Origin of the sequence: Pseudomonas sp. 10S4, assembly GCF_034344865.1 — a bacterium.
GTDB lineage: Bacteria > Pseudomonadota > Gammaproteobacteria > Pseudomonadales > Pseudomonadaceae > Aquipseudomonas.
On sequence record NZ_CP133774.1, the window covers coordinates 1,612,761 to 1,627,483 of the forward strand.

Annotated in this window: 17 protein-coding genes and 2 pseudogenes; 2 read left to right on the forward strand and 17 right to left on the reverse strand. The window is 58.0% G+C overall.

Going from position 1 to position 14,723, the window contains the following annotated elements:
• Positions 1-6 precede the first annotated feature (6 nt).
• The 17 genes and pseudogenes from tssG to RHM58_RS07675 form a co-directional block, all read right to left on the reverse strand.
• Positions 7-1,014: a type VI secretion system baseplate subunit TssG gene (gene tssG / locus RHM58_RS07595; protein ID WP_201199038.1), complete on the reverse strand. Its 1,008-nt coding sequence runs from the start codon at positions 1,012-1,014 to the stop codon at positions 7-9.
• Positions 978-2,765 carry a type VI secretion system baseplate subunit TssF gene (tssF, locus tag RHM58_RS07600; RefSeq protein WP_322269997.1) on the reverse strand — a complete coding sequence of 596 codons (1,788 nt, stop codon included), beginning with the start codon at positions 2,763-2,765 and terminating at the stop codon, positions 978-980. The genes tssG and tssF overlap by 37 nt, the downstream gene beginning before the upstream one ends.
• 24 nt (positions 2,766-2,789) lie before the next feature.
• Complete coding sequence (locus RHM58_RS07605; RefSeq protein ID WP_322269998.1) at positions 2,790-3,218, reverse strand: hypothetical protein; 429 nt, start codon at positions 3,216-3,218, stop codon at positions 2,790-2,792.
• Positions 3,215-3,436 carry a hypothetical protein gene (locus RHM58_RS07610; RefSeq protein WP_201255083.1) on the reverse strand — a complete coding sequence of 74 codons (222 nt, stop codon included), beginning with the start codon at positions 3,434-3,436 and terminating at the stop codon, positions 3,215-3,217. The genes RHM58_RS07605 and RHM58_RS07610 overlap by 4 nt, the downstream gene beginning before the upstream one ends.
• Positions 3,433-3,828, reverse strand: coding sequence for a hypothetical protein (locus RHM58_RS07615; RefSeq protein ID WP_201255082.1), 396 nt, complete (start codon positions 3,826-3,828; stop codon positions 3,433-3,435). The genes RHM58_RS07610 and RHM58_RS07615 overlap by 4 nt, the downstream gene beginning before the upstream one ends.
• Complete coding sequence (locus tag RHM58_RS07620) at positions 3,825-4,211, reverse strand: hypothetical protein (protein ID WP_322269999.1); 387 nt, start codon at positions 4,209-4,211, stop codon at positions 3,825-3,827. The genes RHM58_RS07615 and RHM58_RS07620 overlap by 4 nt, the downstream gene beginning before the upstream one ends.
• Positions 4,208-4,498 (reverse strand): hypothetical protein, encoded by a 291-nt coding sequence (locus RHM58_RS07625; protein WP_322270001.1) that lies wholly within the window; start codon positions 4,496-4,498, stop codon positions 4,208-4,210. Before RHM58_RS07625 ends, RHM58_RS07620 begins: the two co-directional genes overlap by 4 nt.
• A gap of 162 nt (positions 4,499-4,660) precedes the next feature.
• Complete coding sequence (locus RHM58_RS07630) at positions 4,661-5,248, reverse strand: hypothetical protein (protein ID WP_322270003.1); 588 nt, start codon at positions 5,246-5,248, stop codon at positions 4,661-4,663.
• Entirely contained in the window at positions 5,226-6,008 is a 783-nt protein-coding gene (locus tag RHM58_RS07635; RefSeq protein WP_322270005.1) for a hypothetical protein, read from the reverse strand. Before RHM58_RS07635 ends, RHM58_RS07630 begins: the two co-directional genes overlap by 23 nt.
• A complete protein-coding gene (locus RHM58_RS07640) occupies positions 6,001-6,519 on the reverse strand; it encodes a PAAR domain-containing protein (RefSeq protein ID WP_322270006.1) in 519 nt (172 codons plus the stop codon). The genes RHM58_RS07635 and RHM58_RS07640 overlap by 8 nt, the downstream gene beginning before the upstream one ends.
• 10 nt (positions 6,520-6,529) lie before the next feature.
• A complete protein-coding gene (tssE, locus tag RHM58_RS07645; protein ID WP_201199052.1) occupies positions 6,530-6,937 on the reverse strand; it encodes a type VI secretion system baseplate subunit TssE in 408 nt (135 codons plus the stop codon).
• Positions 6,938-6,950: 13 nt separating this feature from the next.
• Positions 6,951-8,426, reverse strand: coding sequence for a type VI secretion system contractile sheath large subunit (gene tssC / locus RHM58_RS07650; RefSeq protein WP_201199057.1), 1,476 nt, complete (start codon positions 8,424-8,426; stop codon positions 6,951-6,953).
• 29 nt (positions 8,427-8,455) lie between these two features.
• On the reverse strand, positions 8,456-8,959 hold the full coding sequence (gene tssB / locus RHM58_RS07655; protein WP_201199063.1) for a type VI secretion system contractile sheath small subunit: 504 nt from the start codon (positions 8,957-8,959) through the stop codon (positions 8,456-8,458).
• Positions 8,960-8,991: 32 nt separating this feature from the next.
• A pseudogene (gene tssA, locus RHM58_RS07660) lies at positions 8,992-10,549 on the reverse strand (type VI secretion system protein TssA).
• Positions 10,550-11,200: 651 nt separating this feature from the next.
• A complete protein-coding gene (locus tag RHM58_RS07665) occupies positions 11,201-11,476 on the reverse strand; it encodes an HU family DNA-binding protein (RefSeq protein WP_003213368.1) in 276 nt (91 codons plus the stop codon).
• A gap of 192 nt (positions 11,477-11,668) precedes the next feature.
• Positions 11,669-12,817 (reverse strand): NAD(P)/FAD-dependent oxidoreductase, encoded by a 1,149-nt coding sequence (locus tag RHM58_RS07670; protein ID WP_201255076.1) that lies wholly within the window; start codon positions 12,815-12,817, stop codon positions 11,669-11,671.
• A gap of 20 nt (positions 12,818-12,837) precedes the next feature.
• Positions 12,838-13,005, reverse strand: a complete 168-nt coding sequence (locus tag RHM58_RS07675) for a rubredoxin (RefSeq protein ID WP_103398534.1) — start codon at positions 13,003-13,005, stop codon at positions 12,838-12,840.
• Between the two features lie 201 nt (positions 13,006-13,206).
• Between RHM58_RS07675 and RHM58_RS07680 the strand changes: the two genes are divergently transcribed.
• Complete coding sequence (locus tag RHM58_RS07680) at positions 13,207-13,770, forward strand: chorismate--pyruvate lyase family protein (RefSeq protein ID WP_322270009.1); 564 nt, start codon at positions 13,207-13,209, stop codon at positions 13,768-13,770.
• A pseudogene (gene ubiA, locus RHM58_RS07685) lies at positions 13,770-14,659 on the forward strand (4-hydroxybenzoate octaprenyltransferase). The gene RHM58_RS07680 and the pseudogene ubiA overlap by 1 nt, the downstream one beginning before the upstream one ends.
• Positions 14,660-14,723: the final 64 nt, after the last annotated feature.

The following is a 14,723-nucleotide window of genomic DNA, read 5'->3' on the forward strand; positions in this document are numbered from 1 at the left end:
CTGTCCTTAATGAATTTTGCTGCCGAGGGTCACCACGCCGTCCGCTTTTTCGCGGCCGAGCCAACTGGTCCACCCCAGGCGACAGGCGTTCTGCTCACCGATTCGCAGTTCGCGGATTTCTTCCTGGCGCAGGACCAGGCGAATGTCGTAATCGAGCGGGTCACGCAGGGTGAACCGCACCAGCGCGCACAGCGGCTGGTAGCCGAAACCGATCGGCAGGAATTCGTGAAAGCGCAACCAGTCAAGCTCGCGGATGTGAATCCGGAACTTGCCGCTGCGGTCGCGCACGTGTTCGCCCATCACCAGGTCTTCGCCGAGCATGCTGTTGGCGCGACCGAGGCGATTGCGCTGCTCCTCAAGAATTTCCACGCGACGCTCGATGCACTGCTCGATGGTCAGTTCGGCGTGTTTGAAGTAGTAACGCAGCACCGCTTCGATCAGCGCTGCCGAGTGCGCCCGCAAGCTGAGCAAGCCGAGGTACGGCAACAAGCGTTTCCAGTTCAGTTCCTGAGCACGGCGGATCTCTTCACCACCCAGGCCGATCAGCGCAAACAGCTGCGAGGAAAACGGGTCGAGGGCGCCGCTCTGGAAGCTCGCGCGGTAGCGGTACTTCTGCCAGATCGGCAGCATCAGCCGTTGCAGGCGATGGTGAAACAGGTCGAGGAAGTTGCGGGTCGGGTTGCCGTCTTCGCTGTCGCCCAGGGCTTGTTCGCCGTAGAACGCCGGCAGCGGCGAGCCCGAGCCGACCAGGCCAATCAGGTTGAAACGCAGGCGCGCGCGCAGGTGGCCGTGCTCGGTGAAAAACTCCACGCGATCAACGTCACTGCCAGGGAAACCCAGGCTCGGGTTGGCCTGGAATTCCAGCTGGTCGTACAAATCGTCTTGGCTCAGGTGCGGGTGGGCCTCGCGCAGCCGGTCAACCACCAGCAGCACGGCCTGAAACAGCGAGTACTCGCGTATTCCTCGGGTCAGCCCGCTTAAAGCAGCGGCTGAAGGCCCATACGTGGTGTCCATTGGTACACCTCTCCCTGTGTGCTTTTTACCCGCAGCTCGTGGTACGAATTGAGACTGGCGTAAAGCGCGAAAAACTCGTTAAGAACAGAAGCGAAAACGAACAGGTCGCCCTCGCCGATATACCCTTCCGGGTCGATGGTCAGCTCGGTGCGCAACCCGCGTACCGGCAGCCCTCGGTGCAGTCGATCGACGTGTTGGTGCTTGATCGACTTGAGCCCGCCCAGCAGGCGTTTGCTGACTTTTTCAGCGTGTTGGTCGTAGTAGCGCGGCAGGTCGTAGGTTTCGAGAATCACCTTCAACGCATTGACGTCGGCCAGGGACAGATAGTTAAGCGACATGTTGCTGATCAGCTTCCAGAGGAAGTCACGGTTCAGCGGCGGCGCATAGCTCGGGGTAGCCGGGGTGATATTGCGGAAACTCAGGAACTCCGGCGTCTCTTCGCAGGCCTGGCTGATGTCGCCGAGCTTGAGCTTGCGCGGCAGGTTCTGGTTGGTGCACATCAGCTCGATCGACAGGGTTTCGTGGGCTTCGGTGTGGCGGATGCCGAAGCTCAGATACGTGTCGAGGCCGTCGTGCAACGAGGATGAACGCTGGCGAATGCTGTAGTGCGGACGGCTGTTGGGCACGTCGAAACTCGGGTCGTGCTCGAAGGATTCGAACGGCACGTACTCCTGATAACCGAGGCCACCGGGCTTCCAGCCGGTAACGGTTTCCACGGAGAACACGCCACAGTTTTCCAGGTCGAATTCGGCCGGCAACAACAGGTATTCGTCTTGCTTGCCGTCGAGACGAATCGGCAACGCGTCGTGCTTGAACAGGTTGACGATCGGCGTGCAATACAGCTTCACGTTGTCCAGGGTCGGACGCAGGCGCTGGATGCCGCTTTTACGAATATCGAAGCGCAACTCCAGACCGCGCACTTGCTTGAGGGTGTCTTCCGGCAGCGCCTTGAGCAGGTCCAGACCGTTGATATCGACGAACAGAAATTTGTCCTGGAAGGCGAAATACTCTTGCAGGTAGCGATAGCCGCGGAAGGTGTTCAGCGGATACGGGATCAACGCTTCTTCTTCGGCAAAACCCACCGGCTGCACGCGGTCGCCCGGCATCTTGAATGCCATCGGCGTGCCGTTGGCGCCGTTGATGGGCTTGCCGGCACCGTCCAGCGGGATCAGTTCGATCCCTTCCAGGTTGCGCAGCAGGCTCAGGTAAAGCATCTGGCTGATGTAGCGCTCGCCGGCGAAGTGCAGGCGCAAGCGGCTCAGCTCCAGTTCGCCGAGGTGACCGTCAGCACTCATCTCCAGACGCAAGCTCAACAACGAACCGTCGCCCTTCACCGAGTACGTCAGCGCAGCCAGGTCCAGCGGCAAGACTTCGGTCGGGTAGCAGGTGCGGAAGCGGCAACGCACGTCATCGATCGGCACGCTTTCCACTGGCGTGTCACGCTCAACCATCAGCGCAGGACCCGAACGTTTCAGCGGGTCAAACTGCAAAATGCTGAACGCCGGCAGCGGCCGCATGTAGTTGGGCCACAGCAGGTGCATCAGCGAATGGCTGAGCTCCGGCAGCTCGTCATCAAGCTTCTGGCGCAGGCGCCCGGTCAGGAAAGCGAAGCCCTCAAGCAACCGCTCCACGTCCGGATCCCGCCCGGCCTGACCCAGGAAAGGCGCCAACGCCGGGCTACGCTCGGCGAATCGACGACCTAACTGGCGAAGTGCGGTGAGTTCGCTTTGGTAGTAGTGGTTAAAGGACACGGGTTACCTGCCTGGTATGAAATCTCATGAAAAAACTGTCCTGTAGAGCGCGACTGTCAGACCGGAAACCACGTAGCCGGCGATGAGCAGGTACGGTAAAAAAGCCAGCCAACCCACCATCATCGAGAACGCACCAAGGTTCCCCAGCAGCAAAAGCGCCAGTCCGCCGATCAACCATGGCGCGGCGTAAAACGGAATGAACGTCAGCGGCGCATACCAGATTTTCTTCAGGATCTGGCGCTCGGTTAATGTGCTCAGCGCTCGCGTAGCCCACGTGGCAAATGCGAGATAGGACGGGATGCCGAACCAGAGGACGTAGATCGTCAGGAATTGCTTCCAGTCGGATACAGACGAGTACCCATCTGCCCGATCGAGAATCATCAGAACCACGAGCACGGCAATCGGCACCCAGAGGGCGGCCATCAGAAAGATGCGGCGACCAAGAGTGATCATGCCGGGCGCACCGAGGAGTAACAGGTGCCGGCGACTTCTATCGCGACCAGTGAAATCAGGACCATTAACGTCAGCCCGCGATGTAGCCGCGACTGGCGCAGCCGTTGACTGATGGCAGAGATCACCAGCAGCAGGCTCACGATCGCGAGGCCGCCGAACAGGTCACTGTCAGCTACGTACATCAGGTAGCCGCGCATCTCTTCCGATACGTCAATCATGGGCAAAAGACTCCATCCTTGAGTGTCCAGCTGCGCCGAGAGCTATCGCGCTCATGTTTGACGCCAAGCAGGGCGTAGCGCATGTCGTCAGCACTGACGAGGCGCGTGCGTTCAGATCCTTTGACGGTCAGGGAGTAGTTGCAACTGACTTGTACATCGACGTCTTCGCCATAAGACAGGTAGCTGGCGACTGCGACCCGCTCGCCCGGAGCGACGGTGCGCGCTGCCATCGGCGGTAACCAATTGGTGGCGTTCTGTGGTTCGACCTGCAGCGGCACGCCGCAGGTATTCACCAAGTCGATTTCGTTGATGTACTTGAGTTGAGTCGTGCAACCGGCCAGTAACAGGCAATCCACTGCCAACACAGACGCTATGAATGGACGAAGGTTCATAGGTGTGCCCCTCCTTTGTCTGGAGTCATGGGCAGGTACGAATCGACAGAGAGAAATTCGCCATCGGCGCTGTTGACCCGCGCCATCGTCAACGGTTTTCCATCAGGGGTCTGAAACCGCACCCAGCCCTCGCTTTGGATATCTCCGCTCTCGTATCGAACCTGCACGAAGTAATCCGGCGGATTGGATTGGCTGATCTCGATGAAGTAGCCGCCATCCTCTGCGCCACGCCATACCCCATCGGGGTGACCGGGCAGCACCGGCGTTGAAGGGTTGGAGGGACGCAGCGAGATGAACAGCGTCACCAGCGCGATGATCGCCAACACACCGATGGCGCTCAGCACGTGATTGAGCCATTTCCAAACCCCCATCCAACGCGTCATGTCGCGCACCAGGTGCGAACATCGCGCTTGTCGAAGCCTGCACACTGATTGCGCTTGGCGATTGACCGATAAGGCTCGTCGGGGGTGTAGACGAAGTAGTAATAGCGGTGCGCGTCCTCGCCATAGAGCCAGTAGTTACTTGAGCCCTGGTTGATTTCGTAGGGTTCGAAGGTCCAGATCGACGATTCACGCGGGATGAAATTCACCCGGTCCGTCAGCAACATCAGGGCGTTGGAGAATGCCGGCGTCACCCAGGCCAGAGCCACCGCGAAAACCGAAACAGCCACAGCGAGTCCTTTGATCAGAGGATGTCTGAACGGTGCGCGAAGGGACGAAGTAAGTCGGCGGTGGTGGTAAAAGGACATTTCTAGCTGCCTGGTATTGGATTCGTGTGTGTGTTCGCTTGTTTCGTGTCTACCGATCGCTGGTGCTGAGCCTGACTTCAGTTCTCAGCGGAAAAATCTTTTTATAACTTGATAAATAACCAGGGTGACAATCGAACAGAAATACCCCGCAACCAACAAATAAGGTATGTATGCCAACCATTCAACCATTAGCCTAAGACCAGCCAAGTGGCCACTGACTAAATAAATCACGCCGTACAAAAACCACGGTGCGGCATAAAAGGGTATAAAGATAACCGGAGCCCAACACGCGAGCCGGACAACTTCACGCTCGGTTTTCCGATCAATGACTCGCGATGCCCAAAATGCAAATATGAAATAGGCGCCCACGCCAAACGCCAATATAAACATATGAAGAAACTGCTTCCACCCTCCGATGGGTGTTGCAGGAGGTAATAGAGTATCCACAACAAATAACAGCGGCAATAATATTGCAGGCATCCATACTGCCCACTTGAAATAGCTTGAATAATTCATTTTACAGCAGGCTCGTTTTGGGCATCTGGCAATGACTCTAAGTAGATGTATTTCCATCGTTCGTCGTTCGGATTCAACTTCAAGAAAAAGTCGTTCCACTCCGTTATTGGCCGCATGTCCAAACGGTTTTTGTTCAACTTTTTCTACGCAGTTCATTACCTAAGTTACCGCTGAAATTACCGCTATCGTCAATCTCCAAGCGAATCGCCGATTCAATCATTGGGTACGCACCCTCACCGGGCAAGGACCAAGCAGCACCGCCTTTTCGAACATGAACACCGAGAAACACTGCCTTGCCAGAGACGTCAGAAATGAACGCCTCGCAGTTTGGAAAACCATCACCTTTAATGTGAGTAGCGATATCAATGTACTTAGAAACGCGGTCGATCGTCAGCGTGATCTTATAGCTGACATCAAGACTCGGAACAAAAGTCTTGCCAGTCAGAGCTTTTGCCAGTTTTGAACCATAAAAAGCATGATTCTCCCCTGCATACTTTCCTTCAATTACTATTGTAGTGACTGCACCTTTCTCTGTTTTAACGGAGGGCGGACCGCCCCCTCTCGGCTTGAGTTCTCCGTCATAACGTACATGCTCACCATCCGCCATACCGGAATCGTTAGACTCAGTTTGAACAAAAAGAACTTCGTTAATAGCCGAGTTAAGAAAAAACTTATGCCAGATTCGCGAAGTTACTTCAGTACCTGCCACCCCTGACAGCCCACTTGGCTTTAAAGAATAACTCCTCGCATCACCTTCAAAGAAAAAGCCAAACAACCCGAAGTTCTTACCCGGATGAAAAGACCGAATATTGATTTCGTAAGTGGCCAGTTTCGCCAATTTTACCGTTACAACTTGCCCCTCATTACTATGAGAAGGTGTTGATGGAGCTTGGGCCAATAAGGCTTGATTAGGCATGAGCCACGCCCCCCGGTGTAATTAGCGAAATTTTGAGCATCTGGGATGACCGCCCTGTGGTAACGCACTTGGTGTGTCCTGTTGCGTCAGTCACACCTTCGTGAATCTCGCCGTTTGCTGTCTCTATTCGATAGCCATAATTTGCAATTGGATTACCTTCATCGTCCCGCAAGACAAAAAAATCGTTGAAGATTCCAGGCATCGGCAACAGCGCCACAAACGGCACCGCCGAATGCGAATTCCCAATAATCACGGTCCCGGCCCCCGCCGTGACCTTGTTGCCATGAGTCCCGACGGAATCAACGGTGGCCGCCGGTTTACCGTTAATCAAAACGGTCGTGGCCAACCCGTCCGACATCGCACCACCACACGCCGAGGCATCGCCTTGGCGGGCGGCCGCGAGGCCGTCGAAGAAGACGTCGCCGGATCCGGCGGCGATCGGGTTGGTGCCGTGGCCGGAGACTGGGCAAGCGGTAGGGTCGGTGACGCGTGCTGCGGGTTTGCCGGACATACGAGTCTCCTTAGTTGACCTTGACTTGACCGCTGCCATCCAGGCGCGCGGCGAAACTGACCTGACGCTTGACCCCCTCAACTTCCAGCAGGCCTTCGATGCTGAAGGACAGGCGAAGCTGATCGTGATCACGCGGCAGGGAAATGACACGCACGTTGCTCAGGCGCGGCTCGTAGGCTTCGATAAAATTTTCGATGGCCAGACGGGCCTGACTCAGGGAGTCGTGCAGGCTCAGACGCATGTCATTGAGATCGGGTAGCCCGTAATCGGACAGCGTTTGCACGCTGCCCGCACGGGTGCTGAGCATCTTGGCCAGATGGGCAGCCACGGACGCCATGGCGGAGACCTCGCGGCTCCAGCCGACGCGTTTGTCCGCGTCGCCACCCAGGCGTTCGAAAAGGCTGCCGTATCCAGTCATGAGTTAGCTCCGCTTACTCTTTGTCCAGCTTGCCAACCAGCGACAGGGTGAAATCGGCACCCATGTACTTGAAGTGCGGACGCACGTTCAGGCTCACGCGGTACCAGCCAGGCTCGCCTTCAACATCGCTGACGATGATTTGGGCAGCGCGCAGTGGACGACGGCCACGGACTTCGGCGCTTGGGTTTTCCTGGTCGGCCACGTACTGGCGGATCCACTTGTTGAGTTCCAGCTCGAGGTCGGTACGTTCTTTCCACGAACCGAGTTGCTCACGCTGCAGCACTTTCAAGTAGTGAGCCAGGCGGTTGACGATCATCATGTACGGCAGTTGGGTGCCGAGCTTGTAGTTCAGCTCTGCTGCCTTGCCTTCTGCGCTGATGCCGAAGAACTTCGGCTTCTGCACCGAGCTTGCGGAGAAGAACGCCGCGTTGTCGGAGCCTTTACGCATGGTCAGGGAGATGAAGCCTTCCTCGGCCAATTCGTATTCACGACGGTCGGAAACCAGAACCTCAGTAGGAATCTTGGTTTCGATTTCGCCCATGCTTTCGAAGTGGTGCAACGGCAGGTCTTCAACCGCGCCACCGCTTTGCGGGCCGATGATGTTCGGGCACCAGCGGAATTTGGCGAAGCTGTCGGTCAGCTTGGTGCCGAACGCGTAGGCGGTGTTGCCCCACAGGTAGTGCTCGTGGCTGTTGGCGACGGTTTCTTTGTACACGAACGATTTGACCGGGTTTTCTTCCGGGTCGTACGGGTTACGCAGCAAGAAACGCGGCACGGTCAGGCCAACGTAACGGGAGTCTTCCGACTCACGGAAGCTCTGCCATTTAGCGAATTGCGGGCCTTCGAAGTGATCTTTCAGATCCTTCAGGTCCGGCAGGCCGGTGAAGCTTTCCAGGCCGAAAAATTTCGGGCCGGCAGCTGCAATGAACGGTGCGTGGGACATGCAGGCTACGCTGGACACGTACTGCATCAGCTTCACGTCCGGCGAGCTTGGGGACATGTAGTAGTTAGCGATGATCGCGCCAACCGGCTGACCACCGAACTGACCGTATTCAGCGGTGTAGATGTGCTTGTACAGGCCAGCCTGCATCACTTCCGGCGAATCTTCGAAATCGTCCAGCAGGTCTTCTTTCGAGACGTTGAGGATTTCGATCTTGATGTTTTCACGGAAGTTGGTGCGATCGACCAGCAACTGCAGGCCACGCCACGACGATTCCAGCGACTGGAAGTCCGGGTGGTGCAGGATTTCGTCCATCTGACGGCTGAGCTTGGCATCGATCTCGGCGATCATGCGGTCGACCATGGCCTTCTTGACCGGCTCACCGTTGTTCTGCGGCTTGAGCAGCTCTTCGATGAACGCCGACACACCGCGTTTGGCGATGTCGTAGGCTTCGTCGTCCGGCGTCAGGCGGGTTTCGGCGATGATGCTGTCGAGAATGCTGTATTCGCCGCTCTCTTTGCTCTTTTGCTGTGCTGCGCTAGTGCTCATTGTGTTGGCTTCCTTGGCTGATAGAGGACTCAGGCGTCCTGGGCTGCGGCGTTCAAGCCCAGCTCACCCAGTACGCGACCGCGGGATTCGTCGTCGGCGAGAACGCCTTCGATGGCTTTGCGGAACGCAGGCGCGTTACCCAGCGGGCCTTTGAGGGCCACCAGCGCGTCGCGCAGTTCCATCAGTTTTTTCAGCTCAGGCACTTGCTCAACCAGGCTGGCCGGGTTGAAGTCCTTCATCGAGTTGACGCGCAATTGCACGCCCAGCTCTTCAGTGCTGCCTTCTTCCTGAAGACGGTTCGGCACGCTCAGCGTCAGGCTCAGCTCTTGCTTGGCCAGCACTTCGTCAAACGTCATTTTGTCGATGCTGATCGGCTTGCGATCTTCGACTTTGCGTTCGTCCTTGCGGTGGGTGTAGTCACCGATTGCCAGTAGTTTCAACGGCAGTTCGATCTCTTCCTGTGCACCACCGGTGGCAGGTTTGAAGGTGACGTTGATGCGTTCCTTGGGGGCTACCGAGCCTTCTTTGGCCATGGCTTTTCTCCTTGCGGTTGTGGCCCTGGGGCCTATTCGAGTACCACTTCGAGATCGAGGTGGCACAGCCTGCGATAAATCTCTTCCTTGCGTTCACGCACTGCATGGTTCTGCGGTAACAACTCGCAGCAGCTATGCAGCAAATGCAGCACTTCCAGCGCAAGATCGGGCTCCCAGGCGTTCAGGCCTGAGTCCTGTAATGTTTGGTCGAGGGTTTCGAGTTGGGTCCTGGCCAGTTCGTACTTCTTGGCCATGAAGCACAGCCGCGCCAGGGCGAACTGCCAGAAAAATCGCGCCCGCCCGCCTTGGGCGGCTTGCAGGCCCTGCTTGAGGATCTGCACGGCGGCCTTGAGGCCGTCCTTGCGCAAAATCGGCAGGACTTCTTCCAGGGCCACTTCCCAGGCCGGCTGGTTGTCGGCGACTTCAACCTTGCGCGGCGCACTGGCGCTTTGCAGGTGCGGCATGACGTTGGCGCTGACCCAGGCGCGGGTGGCCGGGTCGGCAAACGGCGCGCCGTCATGGAAACGCAATTCGATGATGCCAGGCAGGCGCTGAATCAAAAGCGCGAAGTGGATTTCCACTTCGCGCATTGCCATCTCGGCATTCAGGCCCTGGAGACATTCCCAGACCATTCGCTGGCCATCGAACCAGAACGGCGCCTTCGCCAGGCTCGCCTCCAGTTCCACCAGCAAGTCCGCGTACTTGGCCTGGTCGTAACGGTCCTGATAGGCCTTGAGCTTGTCCGCCGGCAACCCGCGTAAAACGGTGATCTGCTCGGCGTTGCGCTCGGGCACCGCGTCGATGGGCAACCACAGCAGCGTGCGGTTGAGGCGCAGGGCGCGCAGGTCGGTGGCTTTCTGCTTGAGCCACCAGGCGCACAACGGGCGGGCACTTTCCTGCTGGGCGCGCAGGGCCTTGTGGGCTTCTTTCTCGTTGTCGATCGGCGCGCCGGGGGTGAACAACTGCGTCGCCGCCTGCTTGACCTGGGCGACTGCGGCACCGACCACGCCGGGTTCCGGCTGGTTATCGGCGGCGCGCTGCACCATGTTTTTCAAGCGGCGGGAGATTGGCAGCAGCAACGGCGCGTCGTCGCCCAGGTGTTCGGTGCAAGCGGCATCGAGACCTTCAAGGTGCTCCACCAACTGCCGGAACAGCGGTAACTGCTCTTTGATCGCGACGTTTTCGGTCAGCACCTGCTCAAGACGCGGCACCAACCAACTGATGGCAGCGGAGCGGGTGCGAGCCTTGTTCGGGTGAACTTCGGCCCAGTGATTTTCCGACAAGTGGTGCAGCAAACCGAGGCCCGCCAGCAGCCCCTGGAAGGACTCGCGCTGGTACAACGCCCATGTCAGCCAGGCGCCAACCCGCAGAATCCTTGGACTGGGTACGCAGCAGATTTTCACTGTTTTCACGGATTTTCAGCCAGTCGATCTGACCGGCTTCATGCATCGATTGGGCTTTGGCGAGCTCGCTTTCCAGGGCCTCATATTCGCTCGAAAAGCGAACATCCTCGCCCGCGAAATTCTCTTTGGAAACAGAGGCTTTTGCGAGTTCAAGGTAATGGGCGGAAAGTTTGCTTGAGTAGGACATCCATGACCTTTAATTAGGATTACAGTCACACGCCAATTGGTGTTCCAACAGCGGCGGACAGTATCAAAGAGCTGTGATGAGTCTCATCCAATTGAGTTCGTGCTCTTTCAAGTGGGCGCATCGTACTCACGATGATGGCCACTAGCAAGCATCCGATTAAACAACAAGACGAACTGTTCTCTGTTTTGCGTAGGAGATATCCCTATATCTGTCAGGGGATCCCTTGCTCTCTGTTTAATATTTCATCTGCCAGCGTCCTGCCCCGTAACCATTGACCTAGAGCGGCTCCTGAAGTCCGGCATAACCCTTGGAGCTTCAGCCCTTGAAGCAGGTGCAAAGCATGACAAGAATAAAAAATGATAAATGTAGGAAATGTCTGAAAGGTTGCACTCATCAATGAACAAAGCGACGAACGACAACAGCCAATTAAAAAAGTGCCATCGTTCTGATGGCATTTTATATAAAGGCGAATTCACAAAACGAAGGCGAGGACAACTACGGCCATTCACTTTGTTTCCAGAGTGTATTAACCCGTCCCGGGTGTGCTTTATATAGAGAGCAAACGACGCCCATAAAAAATGGGCCTCCGACTTAATCGGCAGGCCCATTTTTCAATACGGTTCTCCCCGTTATTCAGGGAGTTCGCCGCAATTATGGATTAACGCTGTCTTTCAACGACTTGCCTGGCTTGAACGCAACGGTGTTGCTGGCCTTGATTTTTACGGGCTCACCGGTTTGCGGGTTTTTGCCGGTGCGGGCACCGCGGTGACGTTGCAGGAAGGTACCGAAGCCCACCAGCGTGACGCTGTCCTTGCGGTGCAGAGCGCCGGTAATTTCTTCGAGAACAGCGTTGAGAACGCGGTTGGCCTGCTCTTTGGTGAGATCTGCTTTTTCAGCGATTGCAGCGGCGAGTTCTGGTTTACGCATTAGTGAAGCCCCTTTGACGGTTTTTTGTTGTTATGTCCGTGCTGTTCTCGTTGGAACAGCGCCCAAGGCGCCGCAGGTGCTCTACTCTGCGGCAGACGGGAGTGAGGATGGCACGCACCGAAGAGCCGCGCCAGTCTCGGCGCGACGTTTGTAGGGGCAAAAGCGGGGTGATTCCGACAGAACGACCGGTATTTACGCCAGCAGGGCCGGAAGCTCTTTGTTCAAAGCGAGTTTTTCCATCACCGCCGCGCCTGTCAGGGCATAACCGAGCAATTTGCCCGCACCATCACGGCATAGCACCTTGATGTCGGCGCCCTGCCCTTCAACGGTCCAGACGCCCTCAGCGCCCCGTGGTGGTGGCGAAACTACCAACGGGCAGACCGGGGTTTTCACGGTGATCGGCATCGGGCCGTAGCTGACGGCGGTCGGGTTGCCGGCCAACGTTTGGGCCAGCGCTCTCGCACAGCTCATCAGGGGCATCACGTACAACAGATTCAGCCCATCGACCTCGGCGCAGTCGCCCAGGGCGTAGATATTGGCGTGGGAAGTCTTGAGGTGACGATCGACCACCACACCGCGATTGACCTGCACGCCAGCCGCGGCCGCCAGATCGATGCGCGGACGCAGGCCGATAGCCGAGACCACCACATCGCACGGGATGACCTGGCCGTCGGACAGGTGCGCTTCCAGCCCCTCAGCCACCCGTTGCAGGCGATTAAGCACTGGCCCGAGGTGGAAGCGCGCGCCGAGGCTTTCCAGCCCGGCCTGGACCGCAGCGGCTGCTGCCGGGTGCAGCAGGGTCGGCATGACCTGTTCGCACGGCGCCACCAGTTGCACTTCGTAACCGCCGAGGATCAGGTCGTTGGCGAACTCGCAACCAATCAGGCCGGCCCCCAGCAGCAACACCCGACGTTTGCCGGCCGCGGCCGCACGAAAGCGTGCGTAGTCTTCCAGATCATTGATTGGGAACACCGCGTCAGCAGCGTCGCCTTCGATTGGCACGCGCACGGTTTCCGCGCCCCAGGCCAGGATCAGATCACGATAGATCACCGATTCCTCGCCGATCCACAGGCGTTTGTGGCCCGGGTCAATGCCGCTGATGCGCGTGTGGGTGCGCACTTCGGCTTTCAACTGCTCGGCCATGGCGCCCGGTTCGGCCATGCTCAGGCCGTCGGCGTCTTTGTTTTTACCGAAGCCGGTGGAGAGCATCGGCTTGGAGTAGGAGCGTCCATCATCTGCGGTAATCAGCAGCAGCGGAGTTTCGCCATCGAGTTTGCGAAACTCCCGGGCCAGGTTGTAGCCCGCCAGGCCGGTACCGACGATCACGACAGGTGCGTTCATTCCTTACTCCTCTTTTTGTCTTAGTTGATTTCGATCATTTCGAAATCCATCTTGCCCACGCCGCAGTCCGGGCACAGCCAATCTGCCGGCACGTCCTGCCACAGAGTCCCCGGCGCAATGCCGTCATCCGGCCAGCCGTCAGCTTCGTTATAGATCAGGCCGCAGACCACACATTGCCACTTTTTCATTCAGTTACTTCCTCAGGATTCAGGCTTTTGCCGGCACGAACGGTCGATGGGTACAGCGCAGCCGTCCGGCTCAGGGGCGTTTTGTACTGATCGAGCCCGGCAGATGCAAGCGTGTTCGGCGCAACGGCGGCCCGGTTCAATCAAAATCGCAGGCTGACATGGTAAGCTCACGGCCTCATTTGCTGCCAATAATGACTCACTGTGCCGCACTCAAAATCTCCCTGCCCGCCCGCGCCATGGCTGCTGCAAAGCCAATTGGCGCCCCGCCCCGACGCGTCTACCCTCGACTGGCTGTTCGACGAAGGCTCCCTGACACGGCGCCTGATCCGTTTATCGAATGACGGCTTCAGCGTCACGCCGTTGTTCGAGGGCTGGCAAGCGCTGCGCGCCGACGAATGTGCGGCGCTGGAGCTGGCCGAAGGCAGCGAAGGCTGGGTGCGCGAGGTGTATTTGCGGGGTCATGGCGAGGCGTGGGTGTTCGCCCGCAGCGTTGCATCGCGCAGCGCATTGCAAGGTGACGGCTTGCACATGGACGAATTGGGCAGTCGCTCATTGGGCGAATTGCTGTTTTGCGACCAGGCGTTTCAGCGCCGGGCGATTGAGGTTTGTCACTATCCTCAAGAATGGCTGCCCGCAGAGGTCCGGGCCCCTGAACTGTGGGGCCGGCGCTCGCGTTTCGACCGCGGTGCGCTGAGCGCGCTGGTGGCCGAGATTTTCCTGCCGACCTTGTGGCTCGCCACCCGCGCCCATCCGGAGAACTGCTGATGTACCAGAGCCTGCTCAAGTCCCTGAATCGCCTGAACCCGCGCACCTGGGACTTCATTCAGTTGACCCGCATGGACAAACCGATCGGTATTTACCTGCTGCTGTGGCCGACCCTTTGGGCGCTATGGATTGCCGGCAAGGGCTCGCCATCATTGGCCAACATCGTGATTTTCGTCCTCGGCGTGGTGCTGACCCGCGCCGGTGGCTGTGTGATCAATGACTGGGCGGATCGCAAAGTCGACGGCTACGTGAAACGCACCGAACAGCGGCCACTGGTGAGCGGCAAGATCAGCTCCAAAGAGGCCCTGATTTTTTTGCGGTGTTGATGGGCGTGAGTTTTCTGCTGGTGCTTTGCACAAACGCACCGACCGTCTGGCTGTCACTGGGTGGCTTGGCGCTGGCTCTCAGCTACCCCTTTATGAAGCGCTACACCTATTATCCGCAAGTGGTTCTAGGCGCGGCGTTTTCCTGGGGCATGCCGATGGCGTTCACCGCCGAGACCGGTGAATTGCCGGCGGCGGCATGGTTGCTATGGATTGCCAATCTGCTGTGGACCGTGGGTTACGACACGTATTACGCGATGACCGACCGCGATGACGATTTGAAGATCGGGGTGAAGTCGACGGCGATTCTGTTTGGCGACGCGGACCGGGCGATCATTCTGACGTTGCAGGGTCTGGCGCTGGGTTGCCTGTTGCTGGCCGGGTCGAAATTCCAGCTCGGTGGCTGGTTCCACCTCGGTTTGCTGGCGGCGGCGGGCTGTTTTGCCTGGGAGTTCTGGTACACCCGCGGCAAGGATCGGATGCGCTGCTTCAAGGCGTTTTTGCACAACCACTGGGCCGGGCTGGCGATTTTCGTCGGGATTGTGCTGGATTACGCGTTGCGTTGACGCTCGAAAAGATCGCAGCCTTCGGCAGCGCCTACATAGGATCGTATTTCAATGTAGGCGCTGC